The sequence below is a fragment of the Mycobacterium sp. RTGN4 genome (assembly GCF_033804635.1).
Lineage (GTDB): Bacteria > Actinomycetota > Actinomycetes > Mycobacteriales > Mycobacteriaceae > Mycobacterium.
Genome location: NZ_JAPZLB010000024.1, coordinates 12,819 through 26,715, shown reverse-complemented (window position 1 = coordinate 26,715; position 13,897 = coordinate 12,819). Strand labels below are relative to the sequence as shown.

Annotated in this window: 13 protein-coding genes; 6 read left to right on the top strand and 7 right to left on the bottom strand. The window is 65.7% G+C overall.

Annotated features, from left to right (window positions below; translation table 11 throughout):
* Positions 1-54: 54 nt before the first annotated feature.
* A complete protein-coding gene (locus SLQ30_RS31565; RefSeq protein ID WP_319450998.1) occupies positions 55-861 on the top strand; it encodes an SDR family NAD(P)-dependent oxidoreductase in 807 nt (268 codons plus the stop codon).
* A gap of 134 nt (positions 862-995) precedes the next feature.
* Positions 996-1,712, top strand: a complete 717-nt coding sequence (locus SLQ30_RS31560) for an LpqN/LpqT family lipoprotein (protein ID WP_319450997.1) — start codon at positions 996-998, stop codon at positions 1,710-1,712.
* Between the two features lie 54 nt (positions 1,713-1,766).
* Here SLQ30_RS31560 and SLQ30_RS31555 read toward each other — a convergent pair whose 3' ends face one another.
* On the bottom strand, positions 1,767-2,897 hold the full coding sequence (locus SLQ30_RS31555; protein ID WP_319450996.1) for a nitronate monooxygenase family protein: 1,131 nt from the start codon (positions 2,895-2,897) through the stop codon (positions 1,767-1,769).
* Positions 2,894-4,582 (bottom strand): acyl-CoA synthetase, encoded by a 1,689-nt coding sequence (locus SLQ30_RS31550; RefSeq protein ID WP_319450995.1) that lies wholly within the window; start codon positions 4,580-4,582, stop codon positions 2,894-2,896. Before SLQ30_RS31550 ends, SLQ30_RS31555 begins: the two co-directional genes overlap by 4 nt.
* 33 nt (positions 4,583-4,615) lie before the next feature.
* On the opposite strand from SLQ30_RS31550, the gene SLQ30_RS31545 reads away from it, so the two are divergent.
* Complete coding sequence (locus tag SLQ30_RS31545; protein WP_319450994.1) at positions 4,616-5,428, top strand: crotonase/enoyl-CoA hydratase family protein; 813 nt, start codon at positions 4,616-4,618, stop codon at positions 5,426-5,428.
* Positions 5,429-5,454: 26 nt separating this feature from the next.
* On the opposite strand, the gene SLQ30_RS31540 is transcribed toward SLQ30_RS31545, so the two are convergent.
* Both SLQ30_RS31540 and SLQ30_RS31535 read right to left on the bottom strand, forming a co-directional pair.
* Positions 5,455-6,498 carry a phosphotransferase gene (locus SLQ30_RS31540; protein ID WP_319450993.1) on the bottom strand — a complete coding sequence of 348 codons (1,044 nt, stop codon included), beginning with the start codon at positions 6,496-6,498 and terminating at the stop codon, positions 5,455-5,457.
* Between the two features lie 45 nt (positions 6,499-6,543).
* Positions 6,544-7,167 (bottom strand): helix-turn-helix domain-containing protein, encoded by a 624-nt coding sequence (locus SLQ30_RS31535; RefSeq protein WP_319450992.1) that lies wholly within the window; start codon positions 7,165-7,167, stop codon positions 6,544-6,546.
* Between the two features lie 45 nt (positions 7,168-7,212).
* On the opposite strand from SLQ30_RS31535, the gene SLQ30_RS31530 reads away from it, so the two are divergent.
* Positions 7,213-8,373: a hypothetical protein gene (locus tag SLQ30_RS31530; protein ID WP_319450991.1), complete on the top strand. Its 1,161-nt coding sequence runs from the start codon at positions 7,213-7,215 to the stop codon at positions 8,371-8,373.
* 18 nt (positions 8,374-8,391) lie between these two features.
* Positions 8,392-9,789 (top strand): MFS transporter, encoded by a 1,398-nt coding sequence (locus SLQ30_RS31525; protein ID WP_319450990.1) that lies wholly within the window; start codon positions 8,392-8,394, stop codon positions 9,787-9,789.
* Here the strand turns inward: SLQ30_RS31525 and SLQ30_RS31520 are convergent.
* From SLQ30_RS31520 to SLQ30_RS31510, 3 genes are all read right to left on the bottom strand, one after another.
* Positions 9,761-10,981, bottom strand: coding sequence for a cytochrome P450 (locus SLQ30_RS31520; RefSeq protein ID WP_319450989.1), 1,221 nt, complete (start codon positions 10,979-10,981; stop codon positions 9,761-9,763). The genes SLQ30_RS31525 and SLQ30_RS31520 overlap by 29 nt on opposite strands.
* A complete protein-coding gene (locus SLQ30_RS31515; RefSeq protein ID WP_319451030.1) occupies positions 10,978-11,685 on the bottom strand; it encodes an acetoacetate decarboxylase family protein in 708 nt (235 codons plus the stop codon). The genes SLQ30_RS31520 and SLQ30_RS31515 overlap by 4 nt, the downstream gene beginning before the upstream one ends.
* Before the next feature lie 111 nt (positions 11,686-11,796).
* Positions 11,797-12,828 (bottom strand): LLM class F420-dependent oxidoreductase, encoded by a 1,032-nt coding sequence (locus SLQ30_RS31510; protein WP_319450988.1) that lies wholly within the window; start codon positions 12,826-12,828, stop codon positions 11,797-11,799.
* A 46-nt stretch (positions 12,829-12,874) separates the two neighbouring features.
* On the opposite strand from SLQ30_RS31510, the gene SLQ30_RS31505 reads away from it, so the two are divergent.
* Entirely contained in the window at positions 12,875-13,891 is a 1,017-nt protein-coding gene (locus tag SLQ30_RS31505) for a Zn-ribbon domain-containing OB-fold protein (RefSeq protein WP_319450987.1), read from the top strand.
* Positions 13,892-13,897 lie beyond the last annotated feature (6 nt).

The window sequence follows — 13,897 nt, the reverse complement described above, 5'->3', positions numbered from 1 at the left end:
TAGGCGCGCGTCGGGCTCGCGTCGTGAACGAATCGGACAACCTAGGGTGAGGCTATGACGATCGATCCGTCCACCGTCCTACTCACGGGACGGGTCGCAGTGGTCACCGGCGGCGGAGCGGGCATCGGCCGCGGCATCGCGGCAGGCCTGGCAGCGTTCGGCGCGTCGGTGGTGATTTGGGAGCGCGACGAGCAGACATGCGCCGCGGCCGCCGACGCCATCGGTGCGCTGGGCCTCGTCACCGACGTACGGGAGTCCGCCCAGGTCGACGCGGCCCTCGCGCGCACCGTCGACGAACTGGGACCAGTCTCCGTGCTGGTGAACAACGCAGGCGGCGTCTTCTCCTCCCCGCTGCTCGAGACGTCCGAGAACGGGTGGGATGCGTTGTACCGGGCGAACCTTCGCCACGTCTTGCTGTGCACGCAGCGGGTGGCCAGGGTCATGGTCGAGCACGCCATCGGCGGGAGCATCATCACCGTCACGTCCATCGAAGGAGTCCGTGCCGCACCGGGTTACGCCGCGTACGCCGCCGCGAAGGCTGGCGTCGTCAATTACACCCAGACCGCCGCGCTGGAGCTCGCGCCGCACGGCATTCGGGTCAACGCCCTTGCGCCCGACTTCACGCTGACCGAAGGCCTCACCCGGATGTCGTCACCCGAGGGGCTGGAGCGCGGTGCCCGCATGGTGCCGATGGGTCGGGCCGGACACGTCGACGAAATGGCGGGCGCGGCAGTCTTCTTGGCGTCCGACCTGGCAAGCTACGTCACCGGGCAAACGATCCACGTCGACGGCGGAACCCATGCGGCAGGCGGTTGGTACCCGCATCCGGAAACCGGCGTCTACACCCTGGGACCGGGCTGAAAGGCTGCAGGTCGAGTACAACTACTCACTCAGCAAACAAACAGTTTTGAGCTACGCTTCGGTCCGGAACGACCGATGGCGAAGTTTTGTCAGCGGCCGCCACGACAAGAATCCCGATGACAAGGAGCAAACGAATGAGAGCTTCGGCGCTCGCCGGTGTGGCCGCGGCCATCACCGCCCTGGCCGTCGTGTTGTCCGGCTGCGGTTCGGACACCAAGACAGCAACGTCCACCAGTTCGAGCACTGAGAGCTCGAAACCCAGCTCGAGCAAGTCGTCGTCCCCGACGACGAAGCCCAAGGTCGCTCAGCGCGAGGAGGAGGCCGCAGGCCCCAACCCGACGATCGCCACCTACATCAAGGACAACGGCATCACCGAGACGCCAGTCAAGATGGGCGACCCCGGCGCTCCCACAATCGAGCTGCCCGTGCCCGAGGGCTGGGCGCCCGCTGGTGAGGAGACGCCGGAGTGGGCGTTCGGCGCCATCGTCTACGACGGTCCCGAAGGTGCCGAGTACAGCCCGAGCATCGTGGCCATCGTCTCCAAGCTGACCGGAGACGTCGATCCACAGAAGCTCATCGACGTGGCGGGCGGCGAGTTGAACAACCTGCCCGGATACAAGGCGCTGAACGAAGGCCAGACCAGCACCCTCGGCGACTACCCGGCCTTCCAGCTGGGCGGGACGTGGTCATCGGACGGCGTCACCAAGATCGTCGCTCAGAAGACCGTCATCATCCCCGCCGCTGACGGATATTTCGTGCTGCAACTGAACGCCGACGGGCTCGAGGATCAAGCTGAAATCGTCGGTGCCGCCACCGATGTCATCGACTCGGATACCAAGATCACGCCCTGAGTTTCAGCTCAGTCGGACGCCGCCAAGGACACGTGCCTTGGCGGCGTTCGCATTTCAGGCGTCGCGGATGCCGTCCAGCCGTGTCGTCGCGGCCTCGAAGCCATCCACCAACTCGGCGATGATGTCGGCGACGGGGCGAATCTCGTTCATCCGCCCCACGATCTGGCCGACCGGCATGGCGACGGTGGTCGGATCGGAGGACTCGCTCATGCGCTGGTGCGCTTCGCTGACGAGGATGTTCTGCAGCGGCATCGGCAGCGGTTCTGGCGCGCCGTCGGCATCCCAGGCCTCGGTCCACCGACTCTTCAGCAGGCGCGCAGGCTTGCCCGTGTAGATGCGGCGACGCACGGTGTCACTGGAAGTCGCTGCGAGCAGCGCCTGTTGGATCACGGACGCGCCGCCCTCGGTTCGCACGCCGAGGTCGTACTCCGCGGCGGTCAGGAACGCCGAGCCCATCCAGACACCTTGTGCGCCAAGGGCGAGTGCGGCCGCCACCTGACGGCCGGTCCCGATACCACCTGCGGCGAGCACTGCGGTTTGAAGGCCGAGCGCGGCCAATTCATCTACGACTTCCGGCACCAGCACCATCGACGCGATCTCGCCGGTGTGACCACCGGCCTCGTGCCCCTGGGCGATGACGATGTCGACACCGTTCTCGGCGTGCCGTTGCGCGTGTTTGGCGCTGCCCGCAAGCGCGGCCACCGGGACGCCCGCGGCGTGCACCTGGTCGATGACGTCCTTCGGGGGCGAGCCAAGAGCGTTGGCTATCAACTTGATCGGATGTTTCAGCGCCACGTCTACGTGGCTGCGCGCCACCGAATGCAGCCAGCCCAGCACACCCTCCGAGCGTGCTTCGTCGTCGGGCAGCGGCGGCACGCCGAGGTCGGCGAGCGTCTTGGCGACGAAGTCGCGGTGGCCCTGCGGGATCAACTTGTTGATGTCGACGGACGTGCCCTCAGTAGGCACCTTGGCGGGCATCACGATGTCGACGCCGTAGGGCTTGCCGTCGGTGTTGGCGTCCATCCACTGCAGGACGTTCTCGAGATCGTCAGCGTCGTTGAAGCGGACACAGCCGAGCATCCCGAGCCCGCCGGCCCGGCTGACCGCCGCGGCCACCTTCTCCGAAGGAGTAAAGACGAAGATCGGGTATTCGATGCCGAACCGCTCGCAGAGCTCAGTTCTCACGTCTTCACCCCAGCATGCTTGGCGTGCACGTCGTCGGCTGGACGCTCCTCGGTCGTGTCCTTGGCCCACCGGTAGTCGGGCTTGCCCGCCGGCGACCGCTTGACCTCGTCGACCAGCCAAAGGCTGCGCGGCACTTTGTATCCCGCGATCTCGTTGCGGACGAAGGCGTCGAGTTCGGAGAGCGTAGGCCGGACGCCGTCACGCGGTTGCACGACGGCGGCGACGTGCTGGCCGAAGCGCGGGTCGGGCACGCCGACCACCAGCGCATCGAAGACGTCCGGGTGGCCCTTGAGCGCGGCCTCCACCTCTTCGGGGTAAACCTTCTCGCCGCCGCTGTTGATCGACACCGAGCCACGGCCGAGCATCGTCACGCTGCCGTCCTCCTCGACCTGGGCGTAGTCGCCAGGGATCGCGTAGCGGACACCGTTGATGGTCTGGAACGTCTCGGCCGTCTTCTTCTCGTCCTTGAAGTACCCGACCGGGATGTGACCGCGCTTGGCGATGATGCCGCGGACCCCTGAGCCAGGAACCACTTCGTTGCCGTCCTCGTCGAGCACGACAGTGGTCTTGTCGATCGTCACACGGGGGCCGCCGGTATGCGACTGGCCCTTTGCCACGATGCTCGTTCCGCCGAAGCCCGTCTCCGACGAGCCGATTGAGTCGGTGATGACCCGGTTCGGCAGCAGTTCGAGGAACTTCTCCTTGATGCTCGTCGAGAACAGCGCAGCGGTGCTGGCCAAGAGAAAAAGCGAGCTCAGGTCGTACTCGTTCGCGGCGTCCTGGTGGGCCAGCAGCGCATCGAGCAACGGCCGGGCCATCGCGTCGCCGGTGAAGAACAACAGGTTCACCTTGTGCTCGTGAATCGCCCGCCACACTTCGTCGGCGTTGAATTCCGGTGCCAGCACCGTGGTTTGGCCGGAGAACAGCGACATCCAGGTGGCCGATTGCGTGGCGCCGTGGATCATCGGCGGGATCGGGTAGCGGATCATCGGCGGGTTCTCGGCGGCGGCCTTCGACAGGTCGTACTCGTCCTTGATGTGCTCTCCAGTGGCAAAGTCGGTGCCGCCGAACAGAACTCGGTAGATGTCCTCGTGGCGCCACATCACACCCTTGGGAAATCCGGTGGTGCCGCCGGTGTAGAGCAGGTAGATGTCGTCGGCGCTGCGCGGGCCGAAGTCGCGCTCCGGCGAGCTCTTGGCGATCGCCGAGTAGAACTCGATGCCGCCATATCGTTGGTAGTCGAGATCGCTACCGTCCTCGACCACCAGGATGGTCTTGACGTTGGGGGTGTCCGGAAGCACGTTGGCGACGCGGTCGGCGTACTGCCGTTCGTGCACGAGCGCCACCATGTCCGAGTTGTCGAAGAGGTAGCGCAGTTCGCCCTCGACATAGCGGAAGTTGACGTTCACCAGAATCGCGCCGGCCTTGACGATGCCGAGCATCGCGATGACGATCTCGATGCGGTTGCGGCAGTACAGCCCGACCTTGTCGTCCTTCTGGACGCCTTGGTCGATCAGGTAGTGAGCAAGGCGATTGGCCTTCTCCTCCAGCTGGGCGTAGGTGATGTGTTCGTCCCCGGAAATCAGGGCGACACGGTCAGGCACGACGTCGATGGTGTGCTCGGCAAGATCGGCAATGTTCAGGGCCACAGAACCTAAACTAGAACGTGTTACATTTCGTGACAAGTCTGTGGCATCGAAGCTGGAAGGCGGATCCCCTTGACCGAGTCCGACAGTAGTGCTGGGGCTGGCCCCGACGCCCTCATTGAGCAGCGCGGACACACCCTGATCCTGACGCTCAACCGGCCGGAGGCGCGTAACGCGCTTTCCACCGAGATGCTCTCGATAATGGTCGACGCGTGGGACCGCGTCGATGAGGATCCGGAGATCCGGTCGTGCATCCTGACTGGCGCGGGCGGCTACTTCTGCGCGGGGATGGACCTCAAGGCCGCGACCAAGGCCCCGCCCGGCGACTCGTTCAAGAGCGGCGGCTTCGATCCGACGCGCATCGACGGGCTACTCAAGGGCCGGCGGCTGACCAAGCCGCTGATCGCCGCGGTCGAGGGCCCCGCGATTGCAGGCGGCACCGAGATCCTGCAGGGCACCGACATCCGCATCGCGGGCGAGAGCGCGAAGTTCGGCATCTCCGAAGCCAAGTGGAGCCTGTACCCAATGGGCGGGTCCGCCGTGCGCCTGGTCCGTCAGATCCCGTACACGATCGCGTGCGACCTGCTGCTGACCGGCCGCCACATCACCGCGGCGGAGGCGCTGTCCTACGGGCTGATCGGCTACGTCGTCCCGGATGGCACCGCACTGGACAAGGCGCTGGCGATCGCCGAGGTGATCAACAACAACGGGCCGCTGGCCGTGCAGGCGATCCTGAAGGCGATCCACGACACCGAGGGCATGCACGAGCTCGACGCATTCAAGATCGACACGAAGATCGGCATCGGGGTGTTCCTGTCCGACGACGCCAAGGAAGGCCCGCTGGCCTTCAAGGAGAAGCGCGCGCCCAACTTCCAGATGAAGTAGCGGCGCCCACCTTTCCGGCGAGTTGTTTAGAGCCGCTCGCGCAACAGACCCATCACATCGAGGTCCTCGAGCGCGGCCGTCGTGCTGATCATCGCGGCCCGCGATACCTCGATGGGCTGCCACTGTGCACCCATCGCGCCCGTCGACACCGCCGCGATCCATGAGTAGCTCGCGAACAGCCGGTACTGGTCGTGCGCGGTGCGCTCGTCGAGCGCCCACCCGTTGGCGGCCAACGTGGCGAGGTAGCGCGCCAGCAGCCGCTCCTCGTGCGCCCGCCTGGCCTCCACCGGTAACGAGTTGCACAGGAAGTACGCGACGTCCCGGACCCCGGGTGCCCGCGACGCGACGGCCCAGTCGAAGAACCCGGTGCGACCCGCGTCGACGAACAGATTGCCACTGTGATCGTCGCCGTGGATCAGCGTGTGCTCGCCCTCGTTGAACAGCGCGATGACATCGCCAGACCGCGCGATGTACAACTCGGCGAACGCTCGGAACGTCGGACCGAGCTCGTCACCGAACTGATCGAGCCCGAGTGAGATGAAGTGCGTACGACGGGCGGCCAGTTCGCCGTCGCTGGGCTTGCGGCGCATGCCGTCGGGCGGGGTGAGCCACGACAGTTCGCTGCCCCGGTAGGTGGCATGCAAGACGGCGAGTTCGTCGACCAGCGAGGTCGCGACGTCGACCATGTCGTCGTCGGCCGGTGTGGGGAATCGGCATCCAGCGGCGGCGAGATCTTCCAACACCATCACGAAGGAGCCGTCGGCCGGATCGCACGCTGCGTGCCAGACATGCGGAATGCGTACCGGCAGTTCGGCTCCCACCGCCGCGTAGAGCTTGGCCTCGGCCACACCCATCCCGACCTTGCGCAGGAAGCTGCGCTGCTCCTGGCTGAACGGCTGCAACTTGACGAACACCGTCGACGGAAGCTCCGCGTGACCGGTCAGACCGACGCGGGCGCGCCCCGTGGTGCCGGAATGTGCGTCCAGCAGCTCGGCCGCCGTCACGGGCAGCCCCAGAATCTCGCTGAACCAGTCGGCGGTCAGGTCCGCGGGCTGCGCCGGAATGCTCACCGCAGTGAAATTACCCGCATTGCCGATCAATCGGACAATTTTGCTCTAATGTCCGATCTGTGGGACGAGTGTACGGACGACGAACTGGTCGACGAACCTCCGCTTGGCCGCCTGCGACCGAGCGCGCCACGGCGGTGACAACAGAAGCAGCGCAGCGGTGTGAATCCAGCGTGCCGCCTCGCGCCGATCGACGTCGGGGTACATGCCGCCGTCGGCCTGCCACTTTTCGAACAGTGGACCGTAGTGCGCGACGATCACGTCCACGATCTGCTCCGAGCCCAGCTCGAGCACCGTCGACAACGCGATGCTCTCACTGGCGAACAGCGCCTCGTTCAACGGGTTTCCCGACACCGAATCGACGGGTATCAACACCATCCGCGGTATGCATCGCGTGGCGTCGAGCGGAAACCGCAGGGAACGGACCAATTTTGCCAACGCCGCGTCGATGCGCAGCAGCACCAGGCCGAGCAGCAGGTCATCGCGGGCCGGGAAGTACCGGTACACCGTCGATCGCACGACGCCGGCTTCCGCTGCGACCTCGGCCATCCGAATTTGGGTGTCCCCACGACGCGCGATGCACCGACTGGCCGCCTCCAGCAGAAGCCGGCGGGCCTCGTCGTCGTCAAGCGGGGTCCGGTCACTTCCCCAGCGGCGGGTCGCGTTCGCCATTCGGCAGATCGTACGGGCTTTCATAGGGACGAAGGACAGGAAAGTATGGGAATCAAAGACATTGGCCGATTGCTCGGCGCAGACGAGGGGCTCAATCACCAGATCGTCGATACCTTCGCCACGCTGGCCCAGTCCGAGCTGGCGTGGACTGAGAAGATCTGGTGCTCGATCGCCCGCACCGACGGGACGCTGCAGCTGGACTTCGGCCTTGGCAAGTATCAGAACCGCGGCATCATCGACGGCTTCGGCGGCGTGTCCCGTGGCCGCGAGCAGTGGACGGTGCGAGCCAGTCGGGAGCTGCACTCCGCGCCAGAGGCGACGGCCGTCGGGCCCGTCCGCATGGAGGTCGTCGAACCGCTGCAACAAATGCGCTTCGTGCTGGAACCCAATGACGTCCAGCCGATTTCGTTCGACGTCGTGCTTTCCGGGGTGACGCCGCCGTACTTCGAGGAACGAAATCTGGTGCGCAACCGCCGCACCGGACGCGTCGACGTCGACGTCATCCGGTACCACCAGGGCGGTTGGGCCACCGGCACCGTCACCGTGGACGGTCACACCCACGACGTCACCGGCGAAGAGTGGTTCGGCTTCCGCGATCACTCCTGGGGGGTACGGCAGGCCATCGGCGTGCCTGCAAGCGACCTCATCCCCACTCCAGGTGCTCCGTCCGGGGTGCGCGGTGGGATGAAGTGGTCGCCTGCGTTCTTCCAGCGGCCGGACGGAACCTATTACGAGACTGCGATCTTCGTCGTCGAGGGACCGTGGGAGTACAGCTCGGCCTACCTCAACGACGCCGACGGCAATCAAACGCCGGTACGCCGCGTCACGCCACGCATCGAGTACGACACGCGGACCCGGTTCGTGAAGGGCGGGCAGCTGCTGCTCACCATGGAGTCGGGCGACGAACGCGTCATCGAGGTCGAGGCCGTCGGCGAATCCGGGTTCTTCCTGAAGACCGCCGGATACGGCGACTGGGCGGGGCACAAGCACGGATCATGGAAGGGTGCGCTTCACGTCGACGGCGAGTACCTCGCGGACTGCTGGACTAACGAAAACCTTGCCACGCTAGGCCAATTCCGCGATACCCCGATCCGCGTTCGCGACGGGGACGCCGTCGGCTACGGAATCATGGAGAGCCTCATCGGCGGCGTGTGGCCCGAGCTCGGCCTTACCGCGGAATCCGATCACAAGGTGTCCTATACCTGAGGCCTCTACACTCCAGCCATGGATTCCCGGCCCGCGACGCTGACGCGCGGTCAGGTCGCCTTCATGGTGGCAGCGCTGGTGCTGTCGGTCATCTCGTTTCAACTCAACGCCACCATGTTGGGACCGGCGTTCTACGACATCGAACGCGAACTCGGCAAGGGCGCATTCGCCTCCATGTCGACGTACTTCTACCTCGCCGGAGCCGTCGCGAACGTCGTGCTGATCCGCTGGAGCGACTACATCGGCCGCAAGCGCGTCCTGCTCGGCATCCTGGTGTTGCTGTGCGTCGGCACCCTACTGTGCGTGGTCGGCACGTCGCTGCCGGTGGTGGTGGCAGGCCGAATCATGCAGGGCGCCTGCAACGTCACGTTCGGGCTGGCGTTTCTGATCATGCGCGAAAGGCTCAGCGGTGCGACCTTCGGCGTGTGCTGCGGGGTGGTCTCGTCCATCAATGGCGGAGTGGCGGGGGTGGACGCACTGCTCGGCGGTTTCATGGCCGACCGCTTCGGCTACCGCTCCATCTTCGTGCTGATCCTCGTCATCGGCGTCGCGGGGATCGCGCTCGGCGCCAAGGCCGTGCCCGCCGACGATCCCGAACACGTAGCCGCCGGACGCATGGACTGGGTCGGCGCCGCACTGATCGGCCTTGGCGTCGCAGGCCTGATCCTCTTCTTCTCCAGCGGAGGGCACTCGGGGTGGTCGTCGCCCGTCGCGCTCGCGTGCATCGTCGTGTCGATGGTCGCCTTGATCCTGCTTGTCGTCGTCGAGAAGCGGGTCAGCACACCACTTGTCGACATCGACCAAATGCGCTCGCGCATGGCCTGGCCGCTGATCGTCGCCACGGTCCTCAACATGGCGTCGTTCATGGTGGTCGCCGGCTTCATCATCCTCAAGCTCGCGGAGGATCCCGACTCCGGCTTCGGGCTCGACGGGACGACGACGGCGATACTCTTCCTCACCCCAGGTGCCATCTTGCAGGTGCTCACCGCACCGTTGATCGGCCGGCTTGCGGTCCGGATCGGCTTCGTGACCGTCTTTCGGGTAGGGATCGTCGCCTCGGTCGTCGTGACGTCGCTGCTCGCCGCGTTCGCGCAGCACAAGGTGATGCTCGCCGTGCTGATGGCGGTGTACGGCCTCGCCTTCATGGCGACGACGATGACGGCGATGAGTGCGCTTGGCGTCGTACAGGCTCCAGAGCACGCACCAGGCTCGCTACCCGGTATCAGCAACGCCGCCTTCGGCATTGGCTCGTCACTCGGATTCGCCTGGGCCGGACCGGTCGTCGGCTCGGGCACTCACAGCAGCTTCAACACCGCGCTGTGGACGTGCGCGGCGATCGGGGTGGTTTCCTTTGGCGCCAGCCTGATCCTGAAGCCGAGGCCGCTGGTTACCGGAACACCTTCTTCGTCGGGGTGAACACCACGGGCATGGCCTCCGGCCCGCTGACGAAGTTGGCCGGCCGCAACGGCACCTCGGCACCGTCAGCCAGCCGGAGATCCGGCAACCGCTCCAGCACCCGACTGGTCATCATCGACAACTCCAGCCGGGCCAGCTGATTGCCGAGGCAGAAGTGTGAGCCGAAGCCAAAGGCCATGTGGCTGTTCGGATTGCGGTCGATGCGGAAATTATCCGGATCGCCGAACTGCGTCTCGTCGAAGTTGGCTGCCTCGAACATCAGCATGATCTTCTCGCCGGCACGCATGTCGGTGCCGTGGAACGTGGTGTCCGCGGTCAGCGTGCGGCACATGTTCTTCACCGGCGACGTCCAGCGCAACATCTCCTCGATGGCGCTTGGCAGCCGGTCCGGATGGGCCACCAACGCCTCCCACTGCTCACGGTGGCGCAACAGCTGTTCGGTCCCGCCGGACAGCGTGTGGCGGGTGGTCTCGTCGCCGCCAATGAGGATCAGGAGGGTCTCCATGACGATCTCGTCGTCGGACATCCGCTGCCCCTCGACCTCCGAGTTCACCAGGATGGAGAACAGGTCTTCGGTGGGCTCGGCGCGGCGCTTGGCGATGATGTCCGTGGTGAATGCGGTGTACCCGGCGAAGGCTTCCATGACCTTTTGCGCAGTGAGTTCGTCGATGTGCGAGCTCAGCCCGGTGACGAGGTCGTCGGACCACTCGAGCAGCAGTGAGCGGTCTTCGGGCAATACGCCGAGCATGTCGCCGATCACGGCCATCGGCAGTGGGGCGGCGATGTCGCGGACGAAGTCGGCCTCCCCGCGTTCGCAGACCCCGTCGATCAGGGTGTGGCACAGGTTTTCGATCGACGGCACCTTGTCCATCACGCGCTTGCGGGTGAAGCCTGCGTTGACGAGCTTGCGGCGCAACAGATGTTGCGGATCGTCCATGTCGATCATGTACGGCATGCCCGGCGTCTCCGGTCGAATGCCGCCGGTATTGGAGAACAGTTCCGGGTTGCGCTCGGCGTCGAGCACCGCCTGATACGTCGTCGCCGCAGCCAGTCCGTTGCGGTCGCGGAACACCGGCTCATTGGCCCGCATCCACCGGTACGCCTCGCGCGCCCCGCCGTCGGCGTAGAAGGTGCCGTCGGTGAAGTCGACGTCGGGCCGGGTGGTCAGCGCGCTAGAAACGGTGGAAGTCATGCAATCTCCTTGGCATCGGCAAAGGTCATCTCGACGTTGTCGGCGGAACTCGAAATCATTGCGCGCTTCGGGAAGCCAAGCGACGCAAGTTCTTTGGCGTAAGGGTGCTCACCTAGCCGTACGGTTGCGCCGCCCGGCCGATAGCGAACGCCGGAAAGCCTCATCTCCCCAGCGGTTTCGCGGGTGACACCGTCGAGGTGGGAGTAGGTGGGGTGCACCTGTGTCTTGGAGGTGAACGTCGATGGCACGGGAAGCCCGGGCCGGAAGTCCATGCCCACGGCGAACTGACCGTCGATGCTCAGATCGAAGGAGAAACGGTTGCCATCGCGAGCCCCGGCCGAATCGTTCGCTCCGCGAACGGTGAAGTCCCCCATCACTTTCGGGTATCCCCAGATGGTGCGCCCGGCCTCGAGGGTGAAGGCTTGGTCGACGGGGAGGTGGTGGATGAAGGCGCCGGCAGCTTGCAGTGCCTTCAACCCGGTGGCTTTCGTCCCCGGTGGATTGACCATGACGTTGGTGCCGTATTCGAGGTATTGACCAAGATCGCCGTCGACGTAGTGCATCAGCATGAGCACGACGACGGCCTTGCCTGCCCGGTATCGGCAGACCTGCAGGCCGCTGTAGTCGATCATGCGCTGCGCGGCGTCGGCATCTACCGAGAACATCGCCATGTGCTGGGAGGCCTTGCGGATCTTCACCGGCATGGTCAGCACGGTCCCGGCGATGGTGTGCTGCGAGAGTCCAGTGGTATCGGTCACAGCCCAAATCTAGAACGCGGACTAGACACCTGGCAACAAAGTGTCTACCCGCGGCCGCTAGACCAGCCCGGCGAGTTCGCGGATCTGGTCGGTCGAACGCGCGCCGATCACCATCATCGTGACGCCCGCGGCCTCCCAGACCTTGATCTGCTCGCGCACGTAGTCCAGGTTTCCGACGATCGCGGAATCGTCGACGAGCTCATCGGGGATGACCTTCGCGGCCTCGTCCTTGCGGTCGGTGCGGAACAACTCCGTCACCTCGGCGACCACGTCGGCGTAGCCCATCCTGCGGTAAACGTCGGCGTGGAAGTTGGTGTCCTCGGCGCCCATCCCGCCCATGTACAGCGCGAGATGCGGCTTCATCAGTTCCATCACCGCCGCGCGGTCGTCGGTGATGACCACCTGCGCCGTCGCACAGATCTCGAAGGTCTCCCGCGTGCGCCGCGCGCCCGGGCGCGCGAAGCCCTCGTCGAGCCACTCGTTGTACATGTCCGCGATCCGCGGCGAATAGAAGATCGGCAACCAGCCGTCACAGATCTCGGCGGCCAGCGCGACGTTCTTCGGGCCCTCTGCGCCCAGCATGATCGGGATGTCGGCGCGCAGCGGATGGGTGATCGGCTTGAGGTTCTTGCCCAGCCCGGTGGTGCCCTCGCCCGTCAACGGCAACGGGTAGTGCGGTCCGGCACTGTGCACGGGAGCCTCACGGGCCCAGACCTGGCGCAAGATGTCTACGTATTCGCGCGTGCGCGCCAGCGGCTTGGGGAATTTCTGTCCGTACCAACCCTCGACGACCTGCGGCCCCGAGACGCCGAGCCCGAGGATGTGGCGTCCCCCCGAGAGGTGATCGAGCGTCAACGCGGCCATCGCACAGGCCGTCGGAGTGCGGGCGGACAACTGGATGACCGACGTGCCGAGCCGCATGCGACTGGTCTCGCGACCCCACCAGGCCAGCGGAGTGTAGGCGTCCGAACCCCACGCCTCCGCGGTGAACACGGTGTCGAAACCGGCGGCCTCAGCCTCCGCGACCAGTTCCGCGTGGTCGGTCGGCGCCGTCGCGCCCCAATATCCCAGTTGCAGTCCGAGCTTCACTGAGCCCTCCTTGCCTCGATTGTTAGAACCTGTTCTACTCGATGCCGTGAGTGCCAGCCAAAGCAGCCCGGCCCAGACCCCACCTCGTACGGAAGACCACGAGCCGCCCCTTTCCGCTCCGTTGAAGCTGTCATTCGACTACACCCGTTCAGTCGGATCCGTGCTCAGCCGGTTCTTCACCGAACTGCGCGGACGACACGTCGTCGGCATCCGCGGATCGGACGGCCAGGTGCACGTTCCGCCAGCCGAGTTCGACCCCGTCACCTACGAAGCGCTGACGGAGATCGTACCGGTGGCCAGCGTCGGAACCGTGGTGTCTTGGACGTGGCAGCCGGAGCCCCTGGAGGGGCAGCCGCTGGACCGCCCGTTCGCATGGGCGCTGGTGAAATTGGACGGCGCGGACACCCCGCTGCTGCACGCGGTCGACGCCGGGTCTTCCGATGCAATCGCCACCGGCGCGCGGGTACACGTGCACTGGGCCGACGAGCCGGTGGGCGCCATCACCGACATCGCGTACTTCGCGCTGGGAGACACTCCCGAGGACGTCCCCGAGGTGGCCGACGACCGCGACCCGGTGACCATGCTCGTCTCGCCGAGCTCGATCGAGATCCAGCACACCGCGTCACTTCCCGAGAGCACGTTCCTGCGCGGGCTCGAAGAGGGCAAGCTGATCGGTGCCTATGCCATCCTGGACGGCGGCGAGAAGGGAAAGGTGTACTTCCCTGCACGCGAGGCTGATCCGGCCACCGGCAGACAACTCACCGAGTTCGTCGAGTTGCCCGACAAGGGCACGGTGACGACGTTCGCGATCATCAACATCCCGTTCGCCGGCCAACGCATCAAGCCGCCCTACGTCGCGGCCTATGTGCTGCTGGACGGCGCTGACATCGCCTTCCTGCATCTGATCCTCGAGATCGATGCCGCCGATGTGCGGATGGGCATGCGGGTCGAAGCGGTCTGGCGGCCCCGCGAAGAGTGGGGCCTCGGCATCGACAACATCGAGTACTTCAAGCCCACCGGCGAGCCGGACGCGGACTACGACACCTACAAGCACCACCTGTAAAGGGCC